Raw genomic sequence first — 16382 nt, forward strand, 5'->3', positions numbered from 1 at the left:
CTACCCTCAGCGCTGGTCGGCCACCTGGATGTGCGGCGCCAACTGACGCAGCACCGGCAGGAGATACTCGATGGGTGGCTGGAACGATTCGTCGTAGGAGTGCCGGAACCGGCGTTCTTGGCCGTTGGGATTCGTTTGATTGGTCAGGAGCACCAGTGTCTGCGTCCGGGTGGTGGTGGAGATTCCCCCGGTCCGGTCGGTGTGGAGGTCGATGACCGCCACCGCAGCGGTGATCTCCGGCCACGGCGCGAAGTTGCGTCCGAGGGTGGCGCCGTTTCGGTCGAAGGACATCTTCTCCTTGCCACGTTTGGTGGTGACCACCAGGCGACCGGTCGACGCCAGCTGCTGCTGCACCGCCTGCTGGACCGCCGGGTCGAGAACGGTGTCCTCGACACTCACGTCCGTCCGGAACTCGACGTGCGGGGCGAGTCTTCGGACCGCCTGACGGAACTCCTCGTAATTGTGGGAGTGGTTGAAGCACAGGGTCGTTCCGTACTGCACGGGTCGACCGTTGGCGCCGCGCTCACGCGAGGTGACCACCAGCGAGGTCATCTGTCGTTTCGCCACACTGGTCTTGTGGGGATCGATCTTCGAGTACTCGCGGCCGTTGGAGACGAAATCCAGGGCCCTGACCTGATCCCAGCGCAATTGGAATCGCGGAGCCCAGATTCCGGCAGCACCGGCGGTCACCTGGGGTTTACCGATCACCGACCGGGCTCCCCAGAGCGACAGCAGGTACAGCAAGCCCAGGATGCCCCCCACGAAACCGAAGAAGAACACGCCGACCGCCGAACCCGTGGCCACGAAGATCAGTGCCAGCAGGAGCAGCACGCCGACGACCGACCCGAACACCCAGAAGGTGGTCCAACTCGGGGGCGCGGCGCCGACGACGCCCACCTCGGTCGGCACCGGCCGCGGTGCGGTTACCGGCGGGGCCGGTTGCGCGGCCTGCCCCGGCCACCCGGGTTGAGCGGGTGGGGCCGGCGCGACGGGCGGCGCGGGCCACCCCGACGCGGCCGCCGGAGCGTGCTGCGCGGGCGGCACCGGCCACCCGGACTGGACCGGCGGTACCGGCGTACTCCCCGGTGCCGGCCGCTTCCGGTAGTCGATCTTCTTCTCGGCCATCCGCACCCCCGATGTCGCGGCCTGTTACAGGGTGCCCATCACAGCATGCACGACACGCAGTTCTCAACCTCGGTGCCCTCGAGAGCCATCTGACGCAGTCGGATGTAGTACAGCGTCTTGATTCCCTTGCGCCACGCGTAGATCTGTGCCTTGTTGACGTCACGAGTGGTGGCGGTGTCCTTGAAGAACAGGGTCAGGCTCAGGCCTTGATCGACGTGCTGGGTCGCCGCGGCATAGGTGTCGATGATCTTCTCGTAGCCGATCTCATAGGCATCCTGGTAGTACTCCAGGTTGTCGTTGTCCATGAACGGCGCCGGGTAGTAGACGCGACCGATCTTGCCTTCCTTGCGGATCTCGACCTTGGCGGCGACCGGGTGGATCGAGCTGGTCGAATGGTTGATGTAGCTGATCGATCCGGTCGGCGGCACCGCCTGCAGGTTCTGGTTGTAGATCCCGTATTCGGCGACCGATGCCTTCAGCACCCGCCAGTCATCCTGGGTCGGGATGTGGATGTCGGCCTCGGCGAACAGCTCTCGCACACGCTGCGTCGTCGGCTCCCACACCTGCTCGGTGTACTTGTCGAAGAACTCGCCTGTTGCGTACGTCGACTTCTCGAAGCCGGCGAACGCCTTGCCGCGCTCGCGGGCGATGGTGTTCGACGCCTGCAGGGCGTGGAACAGCACCGTGTAGAAGTAGATGTTCGTGAAGTCCACACCCTCCTCGGAACCGTAGAAGATCCGCTCCCGGGCGAGATAGCCGTGCAGATTCATCTGGCCGAGGCCGATCGCGTGAGAGTCGTTGTTGCCCTTCTCGATCGAGGGCACCGAGGTGATCGCCGTCTGGTCACTGACGGCGGTCAGGCCACGGATCGCGGTTTCGATGGTCGCGCCGATGTCGGGTGAATCCATCGTCTTGGCGATGTTCAGCGACCCGAGGTTGCACGAGATGTCCTTGCCCACATGGGAATAGGACAGATCGTCGTTGAACGTCGAGGGCGTGGACACCTGCAGGATCTCCGAGCACAGATTGGAGTGGGTGATCTTGCCGTCGATCGGGTTGGCCCGGTTCACCGTGTCCTCGAACATGATGTAGGGGTAGCCCGATTCGAACTGCAGCTCGGCGAGGGTCTGGAAGAATTCGCGCGCCTTGATCTTCGTCTTGCGAATCCGCTTGTCCTCCACCATCTCGTGGTAGGTGTCGGTCACGTTGACGTCGGCGAACGGCTTGCCGTAGACACGTTCGACGTCGTACGGGCTGAACAGGTACATGTCGTCGTTGTTCTTGGCGAGCTCGAAGGTGATGTCGGGGATCACCACGCCCAGGCTCAGGGTCTTGATGCGGATCTTCTCATCCGCGTTCTCCCGCTTGGTGTCGAGAAAGCGGTAGATATCGGGGTGATGCGCATGCAGGTAGACCGCACCGGCACCCTGACGCGCGCCGAGCTGATTGGCATAGGAAAAAGAATCCTCGAGCAATTTCATGATCGGAATAACGCCCGACGATTGATTCTCGATTTTCTTGATGGGCGCACCGTGCTCGCGGATATTCGACAACAAAAGGGCGACGCCACCACCGCGTTTGGACAGCTGCAATGCCGAATTGATCGACCGCCCAATGGATTCCATGTTGTCTTCGATTCGCAACAAGAAACAATTATGGACCACGGTCCCATGAATCGAATACGTGTGGGTCCCCTCGACGTGGAGGTTGTACACCTTCTCGGGAGTCTGATCGGTGTGCTTCAGCTCACGAATGCCATAGACATGGCGGCCGTGGACCACCTGATAGGTCGTCCGTAGGGCGCCCTTGCGACCGACATAGTTGTGCAGGTTCTTCCCGACGTCGAAAATGAAATCCTCGTTGGTACCCGGAGTACCGGGAACGAATGCCTGACCCGTGATGTTGCCCGCCTGGTTGACGTAGCGCCGGACGGTGGACATGATGCCGAGTCGTCGCAGAATCAACTGAACCTGGTCGACCAGTTCAGGATTCACCAGATCCACCATCATTCCACCGGTGGTTGAGCAGCCGTCGCCCCGGAAGAGCCCGATGAGCAGTCCACGTTGGAACTCCTCATCTGCGGTGAGCACATCCGCCGAAAGCCGCTTGTCACCGAAGCCGGTCCCAGCAAGGGAGAGCAGCAGCTCCGCGATCACCTTGCTGTTGCACACCATTCGGACCGAATGGTCGCTGACGCTCTCATGGACCCGCAAGTCGGTCGCGAAGACTCGCTTGAAGGCGTCCGCGAGATCGTTCTGATAGAAGAGTTCATGTGCACCCAAGGTGAAGTGCACACCGTTGGGCACGGATCTGTTCGTTGAGCGCTTGGAAACATGCCCCTCGGCCACATACCAACCGAGGATCAATCCGAGGTCATAGGACTCTTCGACATACCGATTGACCGAGTTGAACGTCTGGCTGTGACGCTGCTTGTTTCGGTGCTTCTTGTCGGAGTTGACCTTCTGGATCAGCCCATCGACTTCCTCGTATGTCCCCTCCCCCACGTACGCCATCAGGTCGTGGCGTCGCACTGGCCGCCCCTGAGAGGGTGCCGTGGTGACGATGAAGTCCGACGGATCGATGTCCTTGGCCGCGAGCCACACAAAGCCGTTGAAGATGTCGGCGCCATCGCCGCCGATGATGGTGTCTACTTCCCGCGTTGTCCAGACCAGGATCGGATGCTCCGGCGTGCAGAGGATCGGCTCCTTGTGTCCGAAGTGCGAAATCGACACCAGCGCTTGATCATTGGGGTTCTCGATCAGCTTCTCCACGGCGGCATACGTGCCGTCGTGGGAGAGCACCCGATCGCCGGGCTTGAGTGTTTCGATGGCCTGGGGGCCGTGCTCGGTATCGACCGGAGTCCCGGCCGGAAAACAACTTACGGGCTCACCGCGCTGCTTTTTTCCCGAATTCAGAAATGTCGGAGTCGCCGGCTGAAAACGGCCTTCCATGATTTCGTCGACGAGATTGCGTGCCAGCGTTGTGTCACCGTCGGCCAGGGTCAACGCCACCATGCAGACGCGATCCTCGAACCTCTCGAGGTAGCGCTTGCCATCGAAGGTCTTCAGCGTGTAGCTGGTGTAGTACTTGAATGCGCCGAGGAAGGTCGGGAATCGGAACTTCTTGGCGTACGCGTGCCCGAAGAGAAGCTTGACGAATTCACGGTCGTAGCGTTCGAGAACCTCGGGCTCGTAATAATTCTCCTCGATGAGGTAATCGAGTTTCTCGTCGAGGTCGTGGAAGAACACCGTGTTCTGGTTGACGTGCTGCAGGAAGTACTGATGCGCCGCCTCGCGGTCCTTCTCGAACTGGATACGACCGTCGGCGTCGTACAGGTTCAGCATCGCGTTGAGCGCGTGGTAATCGAGTTCGCCCGGATCGTGTCCGGCCGGTCCCGCGTGCACGCCGGACTTGCTCGCCGAGGTGGTGGTGTCGGTGGTCACGTCGGAGACAGAAGTGGTGGGCGACACGGAGACTCTCCTGTTGGTGGGTGTCGAACGGGTGATGGGCGTGCTGGTTGGTGGACGTGCTGGCTGATGGGACCGTGGGGTGGGGTGCGAACCCCTCACCCGCACACGATAGGCGTGGGGTCTGACATTTCCGGTTCACGCAGTTCGGCGACCATGGTGGCGCCGAACTCCGCCAGTCCCTCACGGACCCGGGTGACGTCGTGCTCGGTCCCCATCAATTCGAATCGATAGAGGTAGGGCACCGAGCACTTGCGCGCGATGATGTCGCCGGCAAGGCAGTACTCCTCGCCGAAGTTGGTGTTGCCGGCCGCGATCACCGCACGGATGCGCGAGCGGTTGCGGGGGTTGTTGAGGAAGCGGATGACCTGCTTGGGGACGAAGCCACCGCCGACCATCGAGGAGGACTTACCGCCCCCATAGGTGGGACAGATCAACACGTACGGCTGGTCGACCTCGAAGGAACCGATCCTGCCTGCGGCGTTCCCGGCCTCTGCGCTCCCGGCCTCTGCGTTCCCCGCGTTTGGGCCGCCCCGGTCGATCAGCGGGATGCGCACCGCGGGCAGCCGCAGCTTCTCGACGAAACGATGGGTGTTCTCCGACACCGAGGAGAAATACACGATGAGCGGCGGTGTGCCGGTCGGCCGTTCCACCATCTCTCCCACCGCCCTGCCGGATCGTGAACGGCCATCTGCGGCCGCTGAGGTCTTCTTCTCGAAAGTTGTGGTCCGGTTGCCTGCCCCGGAATCACTCACAGGGCAGGCAACCGCGTCCACGTGCTGCGCGCGAGCCCGGCCGATCCCGACTTCCCCTCCGGATCGGCATTGGCGATCGCGTCAGGCAGCGGCGGCGGCGAGGGCCTTGATGCGGTCCGGGCGGAAGCCCGACCAGTGGTCGTCGCCGACGACGACAACCGGTGCCTGCAGGTACCCGAGTGCCATGACGTAGTCGCGCGCCTCGTCGTCCTGACTGATGTCGACGACCTCGTACTCCAGGCCATGCTTGTCCAGGGCCTTGTAGGTCGCATTGCACTGCACGCACGCCGGCTTGGTGTAGACGGTGATCGCCATTCGCAGAACGCTCCTCGTGTCACGTGATGATCAGCAGATGCTCGTCGGTCGGGTATGGTCACGGACCCCTCAGAGCCCGATTTCCCAGCGTGAAGATCGTGACGCAGGTCACTGCGTGTATCGAACTTCTCCTACCGCTACGGCACTCTCGCGTCTCGGTCCGGCTGGTGTTGAGAACACTACACCTAGTGTCTGACATTTCCGAGCACCACTAGAAGTTGTGAATCACATTCATGAAACTCGCTGGTCGCGGCAGGTACGCAATCTCAAATCCCGGCGTGTCCAGGACGCGTTGGGCGTGTCGCACCCGGTGGTGATACCGACGACCGGACGCCGGCCACCGGAGACGCCGCGAGGCGCGCCCGGAGCAGATCCGGGACACGCCTCGTGGATGCCTACGAGCGACGACGTCAGACGCGTGCGGGCACCTGATCGGCCAGCACCCGCACCGCGCCGACCACATCGTCGATCACCTCGGCCGGCAGCGCACCGTCGGCGAGGCCGGCGGTCGCCAACCCGAAGTCGATGTCCTCGACGACGCGTCCGCCGGCGATGCCGACGGCCTTGCGGGTGTCCTCACGCGACCAGGTTCCGGCATAGCGACCCAGCGCGGCCCCGATGACGCCGACCGGCTTCTCGGTCATCGCGCCCTGACCGTAGGGACGCGACAGCCAGTCGATGGCGTTCTTCAGGACCGCCGGGATGGTGCCGTTGTACTCGGGCGTCGCGATGAGGACCGCATCGGCCGCGGCGACGTCCTCGCGCAGCGCCACCACGGCAGCGTCGAGGTCACCGGCATCGATGTCCTCGTTGTAGAACGGCAGGCGGTCCAGGCCCTCGACGACGGTCACCGTCACACCGGCCGGCGGGTTGTCGGCGGCCGCCTGGGCCAGGCGACGGTTGATCGAGTCGCGGCGCAGGCTGCCCACCAGGGCGACGACGGTAACGATCGAATCGGTCATGTTGCTCCTCCTATGGTCAAAACAAGTTGATAGAATCAACCGGACCACGGTCCGAATATTTCGCCACGGCGTCAAGAGTTAGGTTCATCACGTGTCCGACGAGCAGAACGCGATTCCTCTGCATCTCACCGCACCGGGTGAGACCGAACGCGCCGATGCAGCCCGCAACCGCCGGCTGTTGCTGGCCGCGGCCAAGAACCTCATCGACACCCGCGGCGCGGCCGCGGTGACCATGGATGCCGTCGCCGCGGAGGCCGGTGTCGGCAAGGGCACCGTGTTCCGTCGGTTCGGTAGCCGGACCGGACTCATGCATGCCCTCCTCGATCACTCCGAATCCGAATTGCAGCAGGCGTACCTGTCCGGTCCGTCCCCGCTCGGCCCGGGCGCGCCGCCCCTCGACCGGCTGCTCGCCTACGGCCGGGCCCGGCTGAAGATGACCACCGATCACCTCGACATCCTGCTCGAGGCCGGCGCCGACAACGGCGAGTTCATGAAGCACCCGGTCTGGCGCTCGTCGACGCAACACATTCAGATCCTGTTGCGCCAGATGGGATTCGGTGATCAGGTCGACGCGCTCGCGATCGCGATCCAGGCTCCCCTCGGAGCGTCTGCGGTCGCCCACCTCACCGAGGTCGTCGGCCTCGATCTCGCGACCATCGCCGACCAATGGGAACACTTCATCCGCACCCTCGCCGCCGGCATCGGCCCGCGCTGAGACCGCGTGCGCGAGTTCTGCTCGGCGCGCACGAAACCCGTCACCGAATTAGCCTGGGAGGGGTCAGGTGAAAGGAAGTCAGCGTGAAGGCGATCATCATCGGTGCCGGTATGGGTGGGCTCAGTGCAGCCATCGCCCTGAAGAAGCTCGGCGTGGATATCGAGGTCTACGAACAGGTCACGGAGAACAAGCCGGTCGGTGCCGCGATCTCGGTGTGGTCCAACGGTGTCCTGTGCCTCAATCACCTCGGCCTCGAGAACGAGGTCGCCGAACTCGGCGGCATCGTCGAGACGATGAGCTACGTCGACGCCCACACCGGTGAGACCATGTGTCGTTTCTCGATGCAGCCTCTCATCGACGAGGTCGGCCAGCGCCCGTATCCGGTGGCGCGGGCCGAACTGCAGCTGATGCTGATGAAGGCCTACGGCATCGACGACATCCACTTCGGCAAGAAGATGGTGTCGGTCAGCGACGGACCCGATGCCGCCACCGTCGAATTCGCCGACGGCAGCACCGATTCGGCCGACCTGGTCATCGGGGCCGATGGTGCGAAATCACTGACACGCGAGTACGTGCTCGGCGGCCCGGTCACCCGCCGCTACGCCGGCTACGTCAACTTCAACGGTCTCGTCGCCGTCGACGACGAGATCGGCCCGGCGACGGAGTGGACCACCTACGTCGGTGACAGTCGGCGCGTTTCGGTGATGCCCATCGCCGGTGACCGCTTCTACTTCTTCTTCGACGTCCCGATGCCCGAAGGTGTTCCCTTCGAACGGGGAACGGCGCGGGAGGTCCTTGCCGAGGAGTTCGCCGACTGGGCCCCCGGGGTCCAGAAACTGATCGAGACACTCGATCCGGCGACGACCAACCGGGTCGAGATCCTCGACCTCGACCCGTTTCACACGTGGGTCAAGGGACGTGTCGCCGTGCTCGGCGATGCCGCCCACAACACGACACCCGACATCGGTCAGGGCGGCTGCTCGGCGATGGAGGATGCCGTGGCACTGCAATTCGCCTTCGCCGACCATCCCGACGACGTTCATGCCGCGCTCGCCGAGTACGAGAAGACCCGCGCCGAGCGGGCGGGAGATCTCGTCCTGCGCGCACGGAAACGATGCGATGTCACTCACGGCAAGGATCCGGAGAAGACCTCGCAGTGGTACGCCGAACTGCGAGACGAGGACGGTACCAACATCATTCGCGGTATCGTCGGCAACATCATGGGTGGTCCGGTCACGCCGGTGTGACGTGCCGGCCGGGCCGATCGGTGCTCTGACCCGCCCGACCTCCGCCGGCTCAGTTCTCCGGTTCCGGCACGGCCCGACCCGACGGATCCGCCGCGATACCGTCATGGGCCACCAACGCATCGTGACGCGACAGTGTCGGGCCCGCGACGAGCAGCGACGCGACGGCCCAGGGTACCGGCGCCGGGGTCGTACCGAGTCCGAGCACCTGCGCCGTGGCCATGTCCGCGACGCCGAACCGGACACCCGAATCATTCAGGTAGAACAACGATTCCGTGCGGGTGCTGTCGTCTTCATTGCCGGTCGTCTGGATGAACTCACCCGAGCCCGCGGGCAGGTACACCTCGTCGATCAGCGGCCCGGGACCGTCGGCGCCGGCCGGTGTCACCACTTCGACTCCCGCGGACAGCGGAAGTCCACGCCCGAGGAGCAGGGAAGTCCGCGCCGTCGGGTCCGCGGAGCCGCGTGACCATACCGAACACATCATCGGAGCCGTTGCCGATGACACCAGATGTGGTGCGTGCGAGGGAAATTCGGTTACCGGCAGCGAATCGCTGCGGGGTGCGGCGTTAACCGAGGCCGGCGACCGGGTCGGCACCTCGGCCGGGCTGCCGGGATCGGCCAGCCGCAGCATCTCCGCGGTGGCCTCGCCGATCGGCTGGACGGACTCGGTGAGCACGACGTAGTAGTCGAGATGACCGTTCACCCCGACGGTGCGGATCACCGAGCCCACCGACACGTCGGGAATTGGCAGGTCCGAGGGCGTTCCGGCGCCACCGATCCGCGGCACGGCCAACGGGGCCACCTCGGGCAGGGTGTTGAGGACACCGACGCCGACCGGGCGGGGCGTCTCATCGGCGAGACCGAACGCCCGCGTCACGGCGGCGTCGTACATGTCGACCTCGGCGCGTACCGGTACCGAATGCTCACCGCGGACCACCTGGTAGACCAGAAACGTTGCCCGACCATCGGTCACCAACACCGCGTCCTGCGGTCCGGCCGGTGCGATCTGTGCACCGGTGGCCGGCCGGTCGACGATGACCGCCAGCCGACGCGTGGTGTCCTCACCGGATCCGGGGCGGTCGCACACACTCCACACCGACGTGTCGCGGTGCGCGCTGGCGGGCAGGGCGGCCGGCGCCCCCGGGATCCCGAGCAGCGGACCCCGCGGATACGCCGACAACGCCGAGTCGGCAACCGACTTCGGTGCGCTGTCACTGCCTGTGATCAGTCGGGCCGAGGCCAGATTCAGTACCGGATGCACCTTCTCGTCGACGACGACGTACATCCCACCGCTCTGTTTGCCGACCAGGATCGATGCCTGTCCCACCGTCCCCTGTGGACGGATCAGGCCCCAGATGCCGAATCCGGCCAGTGCCAACACCGTCAGGACGGTGCCGAGCGCAAGTGCCCGCACGGAAGAGCGCATGGGGTCGTGCAGCATCCGGGCGTCGCGCCGGACCAGGGCGTGCTCCAGTCGGCTGAGCAGGAAACGATAGCCGTTGACCTGCGCCTTGGTCGTCAATTGCCGCGCCATCGACCCCCACCCCCCGATCCACACACCGCGCCGATACCTGATCAGACGCATCCCGAGCCCGATCGGTTCCCGTCGGCGGGCTCGAATGTCGAACTGCGCCAACACCGGTTCACCCGGTCGGTGAGGTAGTAGCCTAGCCGATACATCAGCGCCGTGAGGCGGGGAGCAGGGGGACCATGATGACACTCGTTGACGCGCCGTCGGCTCCGGACGCCGATGTGCGCACCGATCCGCCCATCGCACATCGCCGTGATCGCATTCGCAGGCCACCGATCCCGACCACCGTGGTCGTCGGCGAGGTCCTGCTGTTCGTCGGGCTGGCGGTCTGGGCGGCGTCGGGCTCACGGTGGGGATGGGTCGCCCTGGCGATCCTCGCGGTGGTGTGCCTGACCCTTGTGCCGTGCCGTGGTGGGATCTCCCCGATGTCCCGGCTGGGACGCCGGATCTCGTTCACCTGGACGCGGGCCCGACGACGCTCGACCGATCTGATCCCGGCACCGTTCGACATCCCACCGGCCCGGCAGACCCCCGCCGGCGCGGGATGCGCACCCGACGCCGAGACCCCCATCGGCGCACGCTGGGTCGGCCACACCCTGATCACCGCGATCCGCGTTCATCCGTGCGGGCCCGATACCACGTTCCTCACCCCGGACTCCGCGACGCCGCGCGACCCATGGGGACAACAGATCCCACTCGAGGTGCTGGCCGAGTGCATCGATCCCTACGACATTCCGCTGGCATCGATCGACATCGTCGGGCACGGTGGCCGCGCCTGGGGCCGGGACCGCGCCGCGGCGGCTTATCGCGCCACGCTGGGTCCGCTGCCGGCCACCGCCCTGCGTACCACCGTGGTGATCTTGCGACTGGATCCCCGGGACTGTCCGGACGCCATCGCCCGACGCGGCGGCGGTGCGGTGGGTGCGTTGCGTGCGGCGACGATCACCACCCGTCGGGTCATCGCGCGCCTCGCCGAGCAGGGACTGACCGTTTCGGCGTTGTCGGCCGCCGAGATCTCCTCGGTCACCGATCAACTCACCGGCGGTTGTTCCCCCGACGAGGTGACCGAGGCCTGGAATGAGGTGAGCTCGATGCGCCTGCACATGTGTGTGGCCGCGGTCGAGCCGACGACGCTGGTCGAGGTCGCCACGCGTGTGTGGGCGATGCCGGCTGCGGCCACCACCCTGACCATCCGGCTGTCCCGAAACGCCGCCGGCGGACTCCGGGTCGCCGGGCTGGTGCGCCTCGATGACCATCGCGGCGGCCCCGATCTGCCGCGTGGGCACCGGCATCGGGGCCTTGCGCCGTTGCCCGGCAACCAGTTCGACGCCTTCACCGCGGGTGTGCCGATGGCCTCGTCGTCGCGGTTGCACCGGTTGCTGCCCGCACTCGAGGGTGCCGACGCGCAGGCCGCCCTGTGCCGGATGCAGATCCCGGCAGCGGGTTGCGGGCAACTCGTCGGCGCGGACCGGTCCGGCCGCGCGGTCGCGGTGCCGCTCGCCGGACCGGGAATCGGCACCGTCATGCTGTCCGGTGACCAGACGTTGTTGGCGCAGACGGTCCTTAGGACCGTCGCCACCAACATCCCGGTGATCGTCCGTGCGGCCGACCCGCTGCGATGGCGCGGGCTCGTCGAGGCCGTTGGCGCACCCCATCTCCTGACGTTCGCCGATCACCGGAGACCGGTGGGGGCGGGACTGCGGGTGGAGGTCTTCGACGGCGTGAACGCCCCCGCGGGCGCACCCGACCCGGGGTGCACCCGCTTCGTCGTGATCGCCCACTCCGACGTGGCCGCCGCAGCCCGGGCGGACGTCGCGCTGATTCAGAATCCCACTGCGCCGCAGCGGGTCTCAGTGCTCACCGGCCGACATCGCACCGAGGTGACGATGGTCGCCACCGCCGCGGAACAGGCGTTGTACGCCGGAAGTCACTGAGCGCGGATCGGCACCAGCGCCCGGAAGAACACCGCGCGCGCGGAATCGGCGCGTACCACCACATCCGGGTCGGAGTCGGCCAGCCATGCCGCCCGTCCCGCGGGCACGGTGATCGGCGCCCCGCCCTGCGGCCGGACCTCGATCTGCCCGGAGAGCACCGCGAGGATCTGCGGCCCGGGCATGTCGAAGCTGATGGACGCCGGCTGGGTCATGCCGGTCCCGTCGAGTTCGATTCGGGAGAGCCGGAATTCGGGTGCGGGTGTCAGATAGATGCGTTCGGCACCGACCGTTCGGATCGCCGGGATCAGGTCGTCGACGTCGACCGGGGTGAAGTCGAGAACCCGTAGCAATTCCGGCACGTCGATGTGTTTGGGCGTCAATCCGCCGCGCAGCACGTTGTCGGAGTTGGCCATGATCTCCACCCCGGTGCCCTCGAGGTAGGCGTGCAGGTTCCCGGAGGGTAGGTAGATCCCCTGTCCCGGTGTCAGGTGGACCCGGTTGAGCAGCAGCGACGCCAATACCCCGGGGTCGTTCGGGTACATCTCACCCAGTTGCAGGGCGGTGCGCAGTTCGGCGCCGAATGCGCTGCGTCCCGATTCCAGCAGGGTGACCGCCGCCGACAGCACCGGCGGCATCAACGCGCCGATGGTCTGTTCCGGTAACGTCAGCCAGGTGGTGAACAGCGCTCGCAGCCCGCTCGAATCGGGTTGACCGGCAAGCATTCCCAGATAGGGGTCCAGCTCGCTCACCTGAAGTTCGCGCAGTAGTGCGATGGTGGCGGCGGTCGCGCGGAAACCGGCCAGCGCATCGAACTCGCTCAACGCGACGACGAGTTCGGGTTTGTGCCATGGATCGCGGTAGTTGCGGTCGCGGGCGTCGATCGGCAACCCGATCGCGTTCTCCCGTTCGAATCCCTCGCGGGCCTGCTCCGAGGACGGATGCGCTTGCAGCGACAGCGGTTCCTCGGCGGCGAGAACCTTCAGCAGGAACGGCAGTCGGCCTCCGAAGGCGGTGGCGGTGGGGCCCCCCAGGGCCGCCGGCCGGTCGGCATCGATGGCGGTCAGCAGGTCGGTCTCCGAGACGCCGTCGGCGGTCAGTACCGATGCGGGTCCGGCACTGTGAGCGCCGAACCACAATTCGGCCTCGGGGTGAGGGGACGGTACCGGCCGACCCCGGAGCGATGCGATGGCGGTCCGCGAACCCCACGCGTACGTCCTGAGATTACCCTCGAGGACCCTCATCGGCGCCCGGCCTCGGTCAGACGCAGATACACCGCGGCCATCTCGATACGCAGCATGAGCACCAGCAAAGACGTGAGATCTGCCGGCACGTCGGCGCGGTCGGCGGGGGTACCCGGCCACAATGGTGCAGCGGATGCCGTTGCGCCGGAGTCGATGTCGTCACCATCACCGACCACCACCTCTGCGGTGGGGATGCCTTCGATGCGGCGACGGGTGTGCCATTCGCGGGAGGCGGATGTGGTCACCACCACCCGCGGCGGTGCATCCGGCCGCGGTCCGTCGATTTGCGGATCGTAGAAGATGTCATCGGCCGGTGACGACGATCCGGCGTCGGCCCACTGATCGCGGGCCACCCGTCCGATGTCGGCCAGATCGAGTGCCGCACCGGCGATTCCCGTCACTGCAAACATCACCCCCGAAGCTCGCCCGGCCAGCGCCGTCGTCGCCGGGGAATCCCCCGACCACACCATCGGCCCGTCACCGAGTCGCGCTGCCAGCATTTTCGCATGATTGTGGAATGTTTCCCGGCCCGGATGGTCGGCGGCCGCCTCGTCGTCGAGCGCGTCGGCGATGTCGGCGACCTCCGGTGCCGTCCCGGTGAACCGCACCTGCCCCATGGAGGTCAGGACGGCGAGCAGGATCGCGACGAATCCGGCGAATCGAAACCGTGGGTCGACGTCGATCCGCGGCGAGAGGTTGATTCCGTTGCCGCCCAGAGCATCCCGCAGGGGTCCCTCCACCGGTGCCGCGATCACGACTTCAGCACGTCGCCGCAGGGCGCGCGCGGCGGCGTCGGCGAGGATCATGTCGCCGCCGTCGTCGCCGGCCAGCACGACCACGTCGAGCGGTCCGATCCATCCGGGGAGTCCGGGCGCGGAGACGATCGGTACGTCGATGCGGGTGGCCATCACCGCGGTGATCATCGCGGTGGCCGCGGCCGCGGCGCCGCCTCCCGGACTGACCACCACGACACTGCGCGGGCGGAGTTCGGCGAGTGACTCGGTGACGCCTTCGCGGATCGCCTCGGCCACTGACCGCACCTGGGCACCGGCAAGGGCGGCCGCATGCAGCAGGCCTTCGGAATCCGCCGCGATCAGTTCCTCGACGTCGTCGAGATCGGTGGCACCGGTTCGCATGATCACCACAGTAGTCAGCCGGTCACGCCTTCGACCACCAATGGTCAGTCGACGGGGTCCGGCAGCACCCGGAGGTGTCCGCGTCGACCGGGCCGCGGCGTGGTCGGGGCGCGACGACGCTCGGTGTCGTTGGGGACCTCGGGGCGGCCGGTGGCCCGGTGTCGTCCGTGCCGGGGATCGTCGAATCCGTCGAGCGCATCGGGATGGGCCACATCGGCGGCGATCCGGCCGGCCCGTCCGCCGGTGCTGGCCTCACGGACGGCCTCGGCCAGGGCGGTCAGTTCGTAGTCCTCGGCGAGGGGCGTGGAGAATCCGCGCTCGCTGCGCAGCATCTCCCAGCCTCGCGGCACGGTGATCCGTCGGGCGTGCTCGTCGCAAAGGTCCCAGGAGTGCGGTTCGGCCGAGCCGGCCAAGGGGCCGATCACCGCGGTCGACTCCGCGTAGACGAACGTCAGCGTAGCCACCGCGGAGCGGGTGCAGCCGGGCCTGCAGCACTGTCGGGGAAGCTTCACGTCCATGAGGTTAGCCCTGCGCGGATCGAACGTGGACCCCGACACGCGCGCAGAGGGTCAGACCGCCACGAGACATCGGGCACGCACGCTCCTACACTCACGCCATGCGTATCGATGGATTCCGTCCGGATCGGGCCGAACGGGGCGGCCCGGCGAGCGGCGGTGGCCGCCGACCACCGCGGCGGGAGCGGCGTGGGCGGGGTCTGCGCACCCCGTTGTTGCCGACCACGGTCCCCGCGTGGCGCAGCAAGTCCGACGAATTCGACGCCGTCGCACTCGAGGCGTTTGCCGAGATCGACCGACGCTGGCACGACGAGCTGATCGGTCTCGACATTTCGGTCGACGACATCCCGCGCATGTTGCCGCGCGATCCCGAGACGGTGGCGTGGCCCGATGAGGTCACCGCCGACGGCGCGGTTCCACTCGCACGACTCATCCCGGCAGGGGTGGACGTCCACGGACAACCGACTCGCGCACAGATCATCCTGTTCCGTCGACCACTGGAAAGTCGCGCCCGCCGGGACACGGAGTTGATCGATCTGGTTCACGAGGTGCTCGTCCAGCAGGTGGCCACTCACCTCGGCGTCGACGAGGACACCATCGACCGAGGGCTCGATTGATCGGCGCGACCCCGTAGTCGGCGAGGACTCGTAATCGGCGCGGACTCCGTCCGCGCGTACTCACCGGAGCGGGTTGGGTAGTTCACCACCACCGCGTCGGACGCGCCTCGTCTGCACGACGAGGAGCGAGCTTGCGAGCGATGTGACGAGAGGAAGACGTGGTGTGCTCAGCCCGGTGAGCATGCGACGGCGGAGCCGGCGCCAACAAGCACCGAGCCGTCGCAATCAAACAATTCCGCGCTTGAGGCGTCGTCGTTCGCGTTCGGAGAGGCCGCCCCAGATCCCGAAACGTTCGTCGTTGCCGAGGGCATATTCCAGGCATTCCGCTTTGACCTCGCATCCGGAGCAGATGCGTTTGGCCTCGCGGGTGGAGCCGCCCTTCTCCGGGAAGAAGGCTTCGGGGTCGGTCTGGGCACAGAGTGCGCGTTCCTGCCACTGTTCCTCGACGTTGTCGAAGAGATCGTCAAAGTCGTTGGGCACCAACGAGAGATGACGACGCGGCCCGGATTCATCGGCCGGGGCGACGTCACGCACGGGGCTCAGGTACGACTCGTCCACCGGACCGAGCGAGCGATACAACCCGTCGTCGTCGGTCTCACTGGCGGGTCGCGAAAGGTCTTGTGGTTCAAGGGGATTGCCGATCGGATTGTCGAATACCATCGCCGGCGCCTCCTGCCTGGGAAGTTGTTCTTCTTCTGCTTGTTCGCGCCACGGCGTCACTGCCGCGTCACCCCATCCACCGAATTCATCATCTGTCGTTCGTCACCACGTGCCAGGCGTTCGGCCTGGGACCCCCATTTCGCGAGTGCCGCCAGAGCGATC

General features: G+C 66.2%; 13 protein-coding genes and 1 pseudogene. 4 read left to right on the forward strand and 10 right to left on the reverse strand.

What is annotated here, in order from left to right:
• Positions 1-6: 6 nt before the first annotated feature.
• The 5 genes and pseudogenes from ACWDPV_RS11415 to ACWDPV_RS11435 form a co-directional block, all read right to left on the reverse strand.
• Positions 7-1125 carry a hypothetical protein gene (locus ACWDPV_RS11415; protein WP_348809089.1) on the reverse strand — a complete coding sequence of 373 codons (1119 nt, stop codon included), beginning with the start codon at positions 1123-1125 and terminating at the stop codon, positions 7-9.
• A gap of 38 nt (positions 1126-1163) precedes the next feature.
• A pseudogene (gene nrdE / locus ACWDPV_RS11420) lies at positions 1164-4505 on the reverse strand (class 1b ribonucleoside-diphosphate reductase subunit alpha); the annotation flags it as partial.
• A 185-nt stretch (positions 4506-4690) separates the two neighbouring features.
• Complete coding sequence (nrdI, locus tag ACWDPV_RS11425; RefSeq protein ID WP_449743059.1) at positions 4691-5248, reverse strand: class Ib ribonucleoside-diphosphate reductase assembly flavoprotein NrdI; 558 nt, start codon at positions 5246-5248, stop codon at positions 4691-4693.
• A gap of 180 nt (positions 5249-5428) precedes the next feature.
• Positions 5429-5662 (reverse strand): glutaredoxin-like protein NrdH, encoded by a 234-nt coding sequence (gene nrdH, locus ACWDPV_RS11430; protein WP_348807553.1) that lies wholly within the window; start codon positions 5660-5662, stop codon positions 5429-5431.
• 410 nt (positions 5663-6072) lie between these two features.
• Complete coding sequence (locus ACWDPV_RS11435; RefSeq protein WP_449743060.1) at positions 6073-6624, reverse strand: NADPH-dependent FMN reductase; 552 nt, start codon at positions 6622-6624, stop codon at positions 6073-6075.
• A 91-nt stretch (positions 6625-6715) separates the two neighbouring features.
• Between ACWDPV_RS11435 and ACWDPV_RS11440 the strand changes: the two genes are divergently transcribed.
• On the forward strand, positions 6716-7339 hold the full coding sequence (locus ACWDPV_RS11440; protein ID WP_449743061.1) for a TetR/AcrR family transcriptional regulator: 624 nt from the start codon (positions 6716-6718) through the stop codon (positions 7337-7339).
• A gap of 83 nt (positions 7340-7422) precedes the next feature.
• A complete protein-coding gene (hpxO, locus tag ACWDPV_RS11445) occupies positions 7423-8586 on the forward strand; it encodes an FAD-dependent urate hydroxylase HpxO (protein WP_449743062.1) in 1164 nt (387 codons plus the stop codon).
• A 49-nt stretch (positions 8587-8635) separates the two neighbouring features.
• Here the strand turns inward: hpxO and eccB are convergent, their stop codons facing one another.
• Positions 8636-10120, reverse strand: coding sequence for a type VII secretion protein EccB (gene eccB / locus ACWDPV_RS11450; RefSeq protein ID WP_449743063.1), 1485 nt, complete (start codon positions 10118-10120; stop codon positions 8636-8638).
• 176 nt (positions 10121-10296) lie between these two features.
• Between eccB and eccE the strand changes: the two genes are divergently transcribed.
• On the forward strand, positions 10297-12051 hold the full coding sequence (gene eccE, locus ACWDPV_RS11455; protein ID WP_449743064.1) for a type VII secretion protein EccE: 1755 nt from the start codon (positions 10297-10299) through the stop codon (positions 12049-12051).
• On the opposite strand, the gene manA is transcribed toward eccE, so the two are convergent.
• Genes manA through ACWDPV_RS11470 form a run of 3 tightly spaced genes read right to left on the reverse strand, consistent with a single transcriptional unit; the run spans position 12045 to position 14940 of the window.
• Positions 12045-13292, reverse strand: a complete 1248-nt coding sequence (gene manA / locus ACWDPV_RS11460; RefSeq protein WP_449743065.1) for a mannose-6-phosphate isomerase, class I — start codon at positions 13290-13292, stop codon at positions 12045-12047. The two genes, eccE and manA, sit on opposite strands and share 7 nt — an antisense overlap.
• Positions 13289-14428, reverse strand: coding sequence for a hypothetical protein (locus ACWDPV_RS11465; RefSeq protein ID WP_449743066.1), 1140 nt, complete (start codon positions 14426-14428; stop codon positions 13289-13291). Before ACWDPV_RS11465 ends, manA begins: the two co-directional genes overlap by 4 nt.
• Positions 14429-14472: 44 nt before the next feature.
• Positions 14473-14940 (reverse strand): DUF3499 domain-containing protein, encoded by a 468-nt coding sequence (locus ACWDPV_RS11470; RefSeq protein ID WP_449743067.1) that lies wholly within the window; start codon positions 14938-14940, stop codon positions 14473-14475.
• A gap of 104 nt (positions 14941-15044) precedes the next feature.
• Between ACWDPV_RS11470 and ACWDPV_RS11475 the strand changes: the two genes are divergently transcribed.
• The gene (locus ACWDPV_RS11475) at positions 15045-15560 is read left to right on the forward strand and encodes a metallopeptidase family protein (RefSeq protein ID WP_449743068.1); all 516 of its coding nucleotides are present in this window, start codon (positions 15045-15047) and stop codon (positions 15558-15560) included.
• 225 nt (positions 15561-15785) lie between these two features.
• On the opposite strand, the gene ACWDPV_RS11480 is transcribed toward ACWDPV_RS11475, so the two are convergent.
• The gene (locus ACWDPV_RS11480) at positions 15786-16043 is read right to left on the reverse strand and encodes a WhiB family transcriptional regulator (RefSeq protein ID WP_348807262.1); all 258 of its coding nucleotides are present in this window, start codon (positions 16041-16043) and stop codon (positions 15786-15788) included.
• Positions 16044-16382: the final 339 nt, after the last annotated feature.

It is taken from the genome of Gordonia sp. NPDC003504, assembly GCF_053587995.1.

What these genes read in the sequence shown, in the direction of transcription:
- ACWDPV_RS11415 (WP_348809089.1), bottom strand. Translation starts at nt 1,125, where the DNA reads ATGGCCGAGAAGAAGATCGACTACCGGAAGCGGCCGGCACCGGGGAGT.
- nrdI (WP_449743059.1), bottom strand. Translation starts at nt 5,248, where the DNA reads ATGGTGGAACGGCCGACCGGCACACCGCCGCTCATCGTGTATTTCTCC.
- nrdH (WP_348807553.1), bottom strand. Translation starts at nt 5,662, where the DNA reads ATGGCGATCACCGTCTACACCAAGCCGGCGTGCGTGCAGTGCAATGCG.
- ACWDPV_RS11435 (WP_449743060.1), bottom strand. Translation starts at nt 6,624, where the DNA reads ATGACCGATTCGATCGTTACCGTCGTCGCCCTGGTGGGCAGCCTGCGC.
- eccB (WP_449743063.1), bottom strand. Translation starts at nt 10,120, where the DNA reads ATGGCGCGGCAATTGACGACCAAGGCGCAGGTCAACGGCTATCGTTTC.
- eccE (WP_449743064.1), top strand. Translation starts at nt 10,297, where the DNA reads ATGATGACACTCGTTGACGCGCCGTCGGCTCCGGACGCCGATGTGCGC.
- manA (WP_449743065.1), bottom strand. Translation starts at nt 13,292, where the DNA reads ATGAGGGTCCTCGAGGGTAATCTCAGGACGTACGCGTGGGGTTCGCGG.
- ACWDPV_RS11465 (WP_449743066.1), bottom strand. Translation starts at nt 14,428, where the DNA reads ATGCGAACCGGTGCCACCGATCTCGACGACGTCGAGGAACTGATCGCG.
- ACWDPV_RS11475 (WP_449743068.1), top strand. Translation starts at nt 15,045, where the DNA reads ATGCGTATCGATGGATTCCGTCCGGATCGGGCCGAACGGGGCGGCCCG.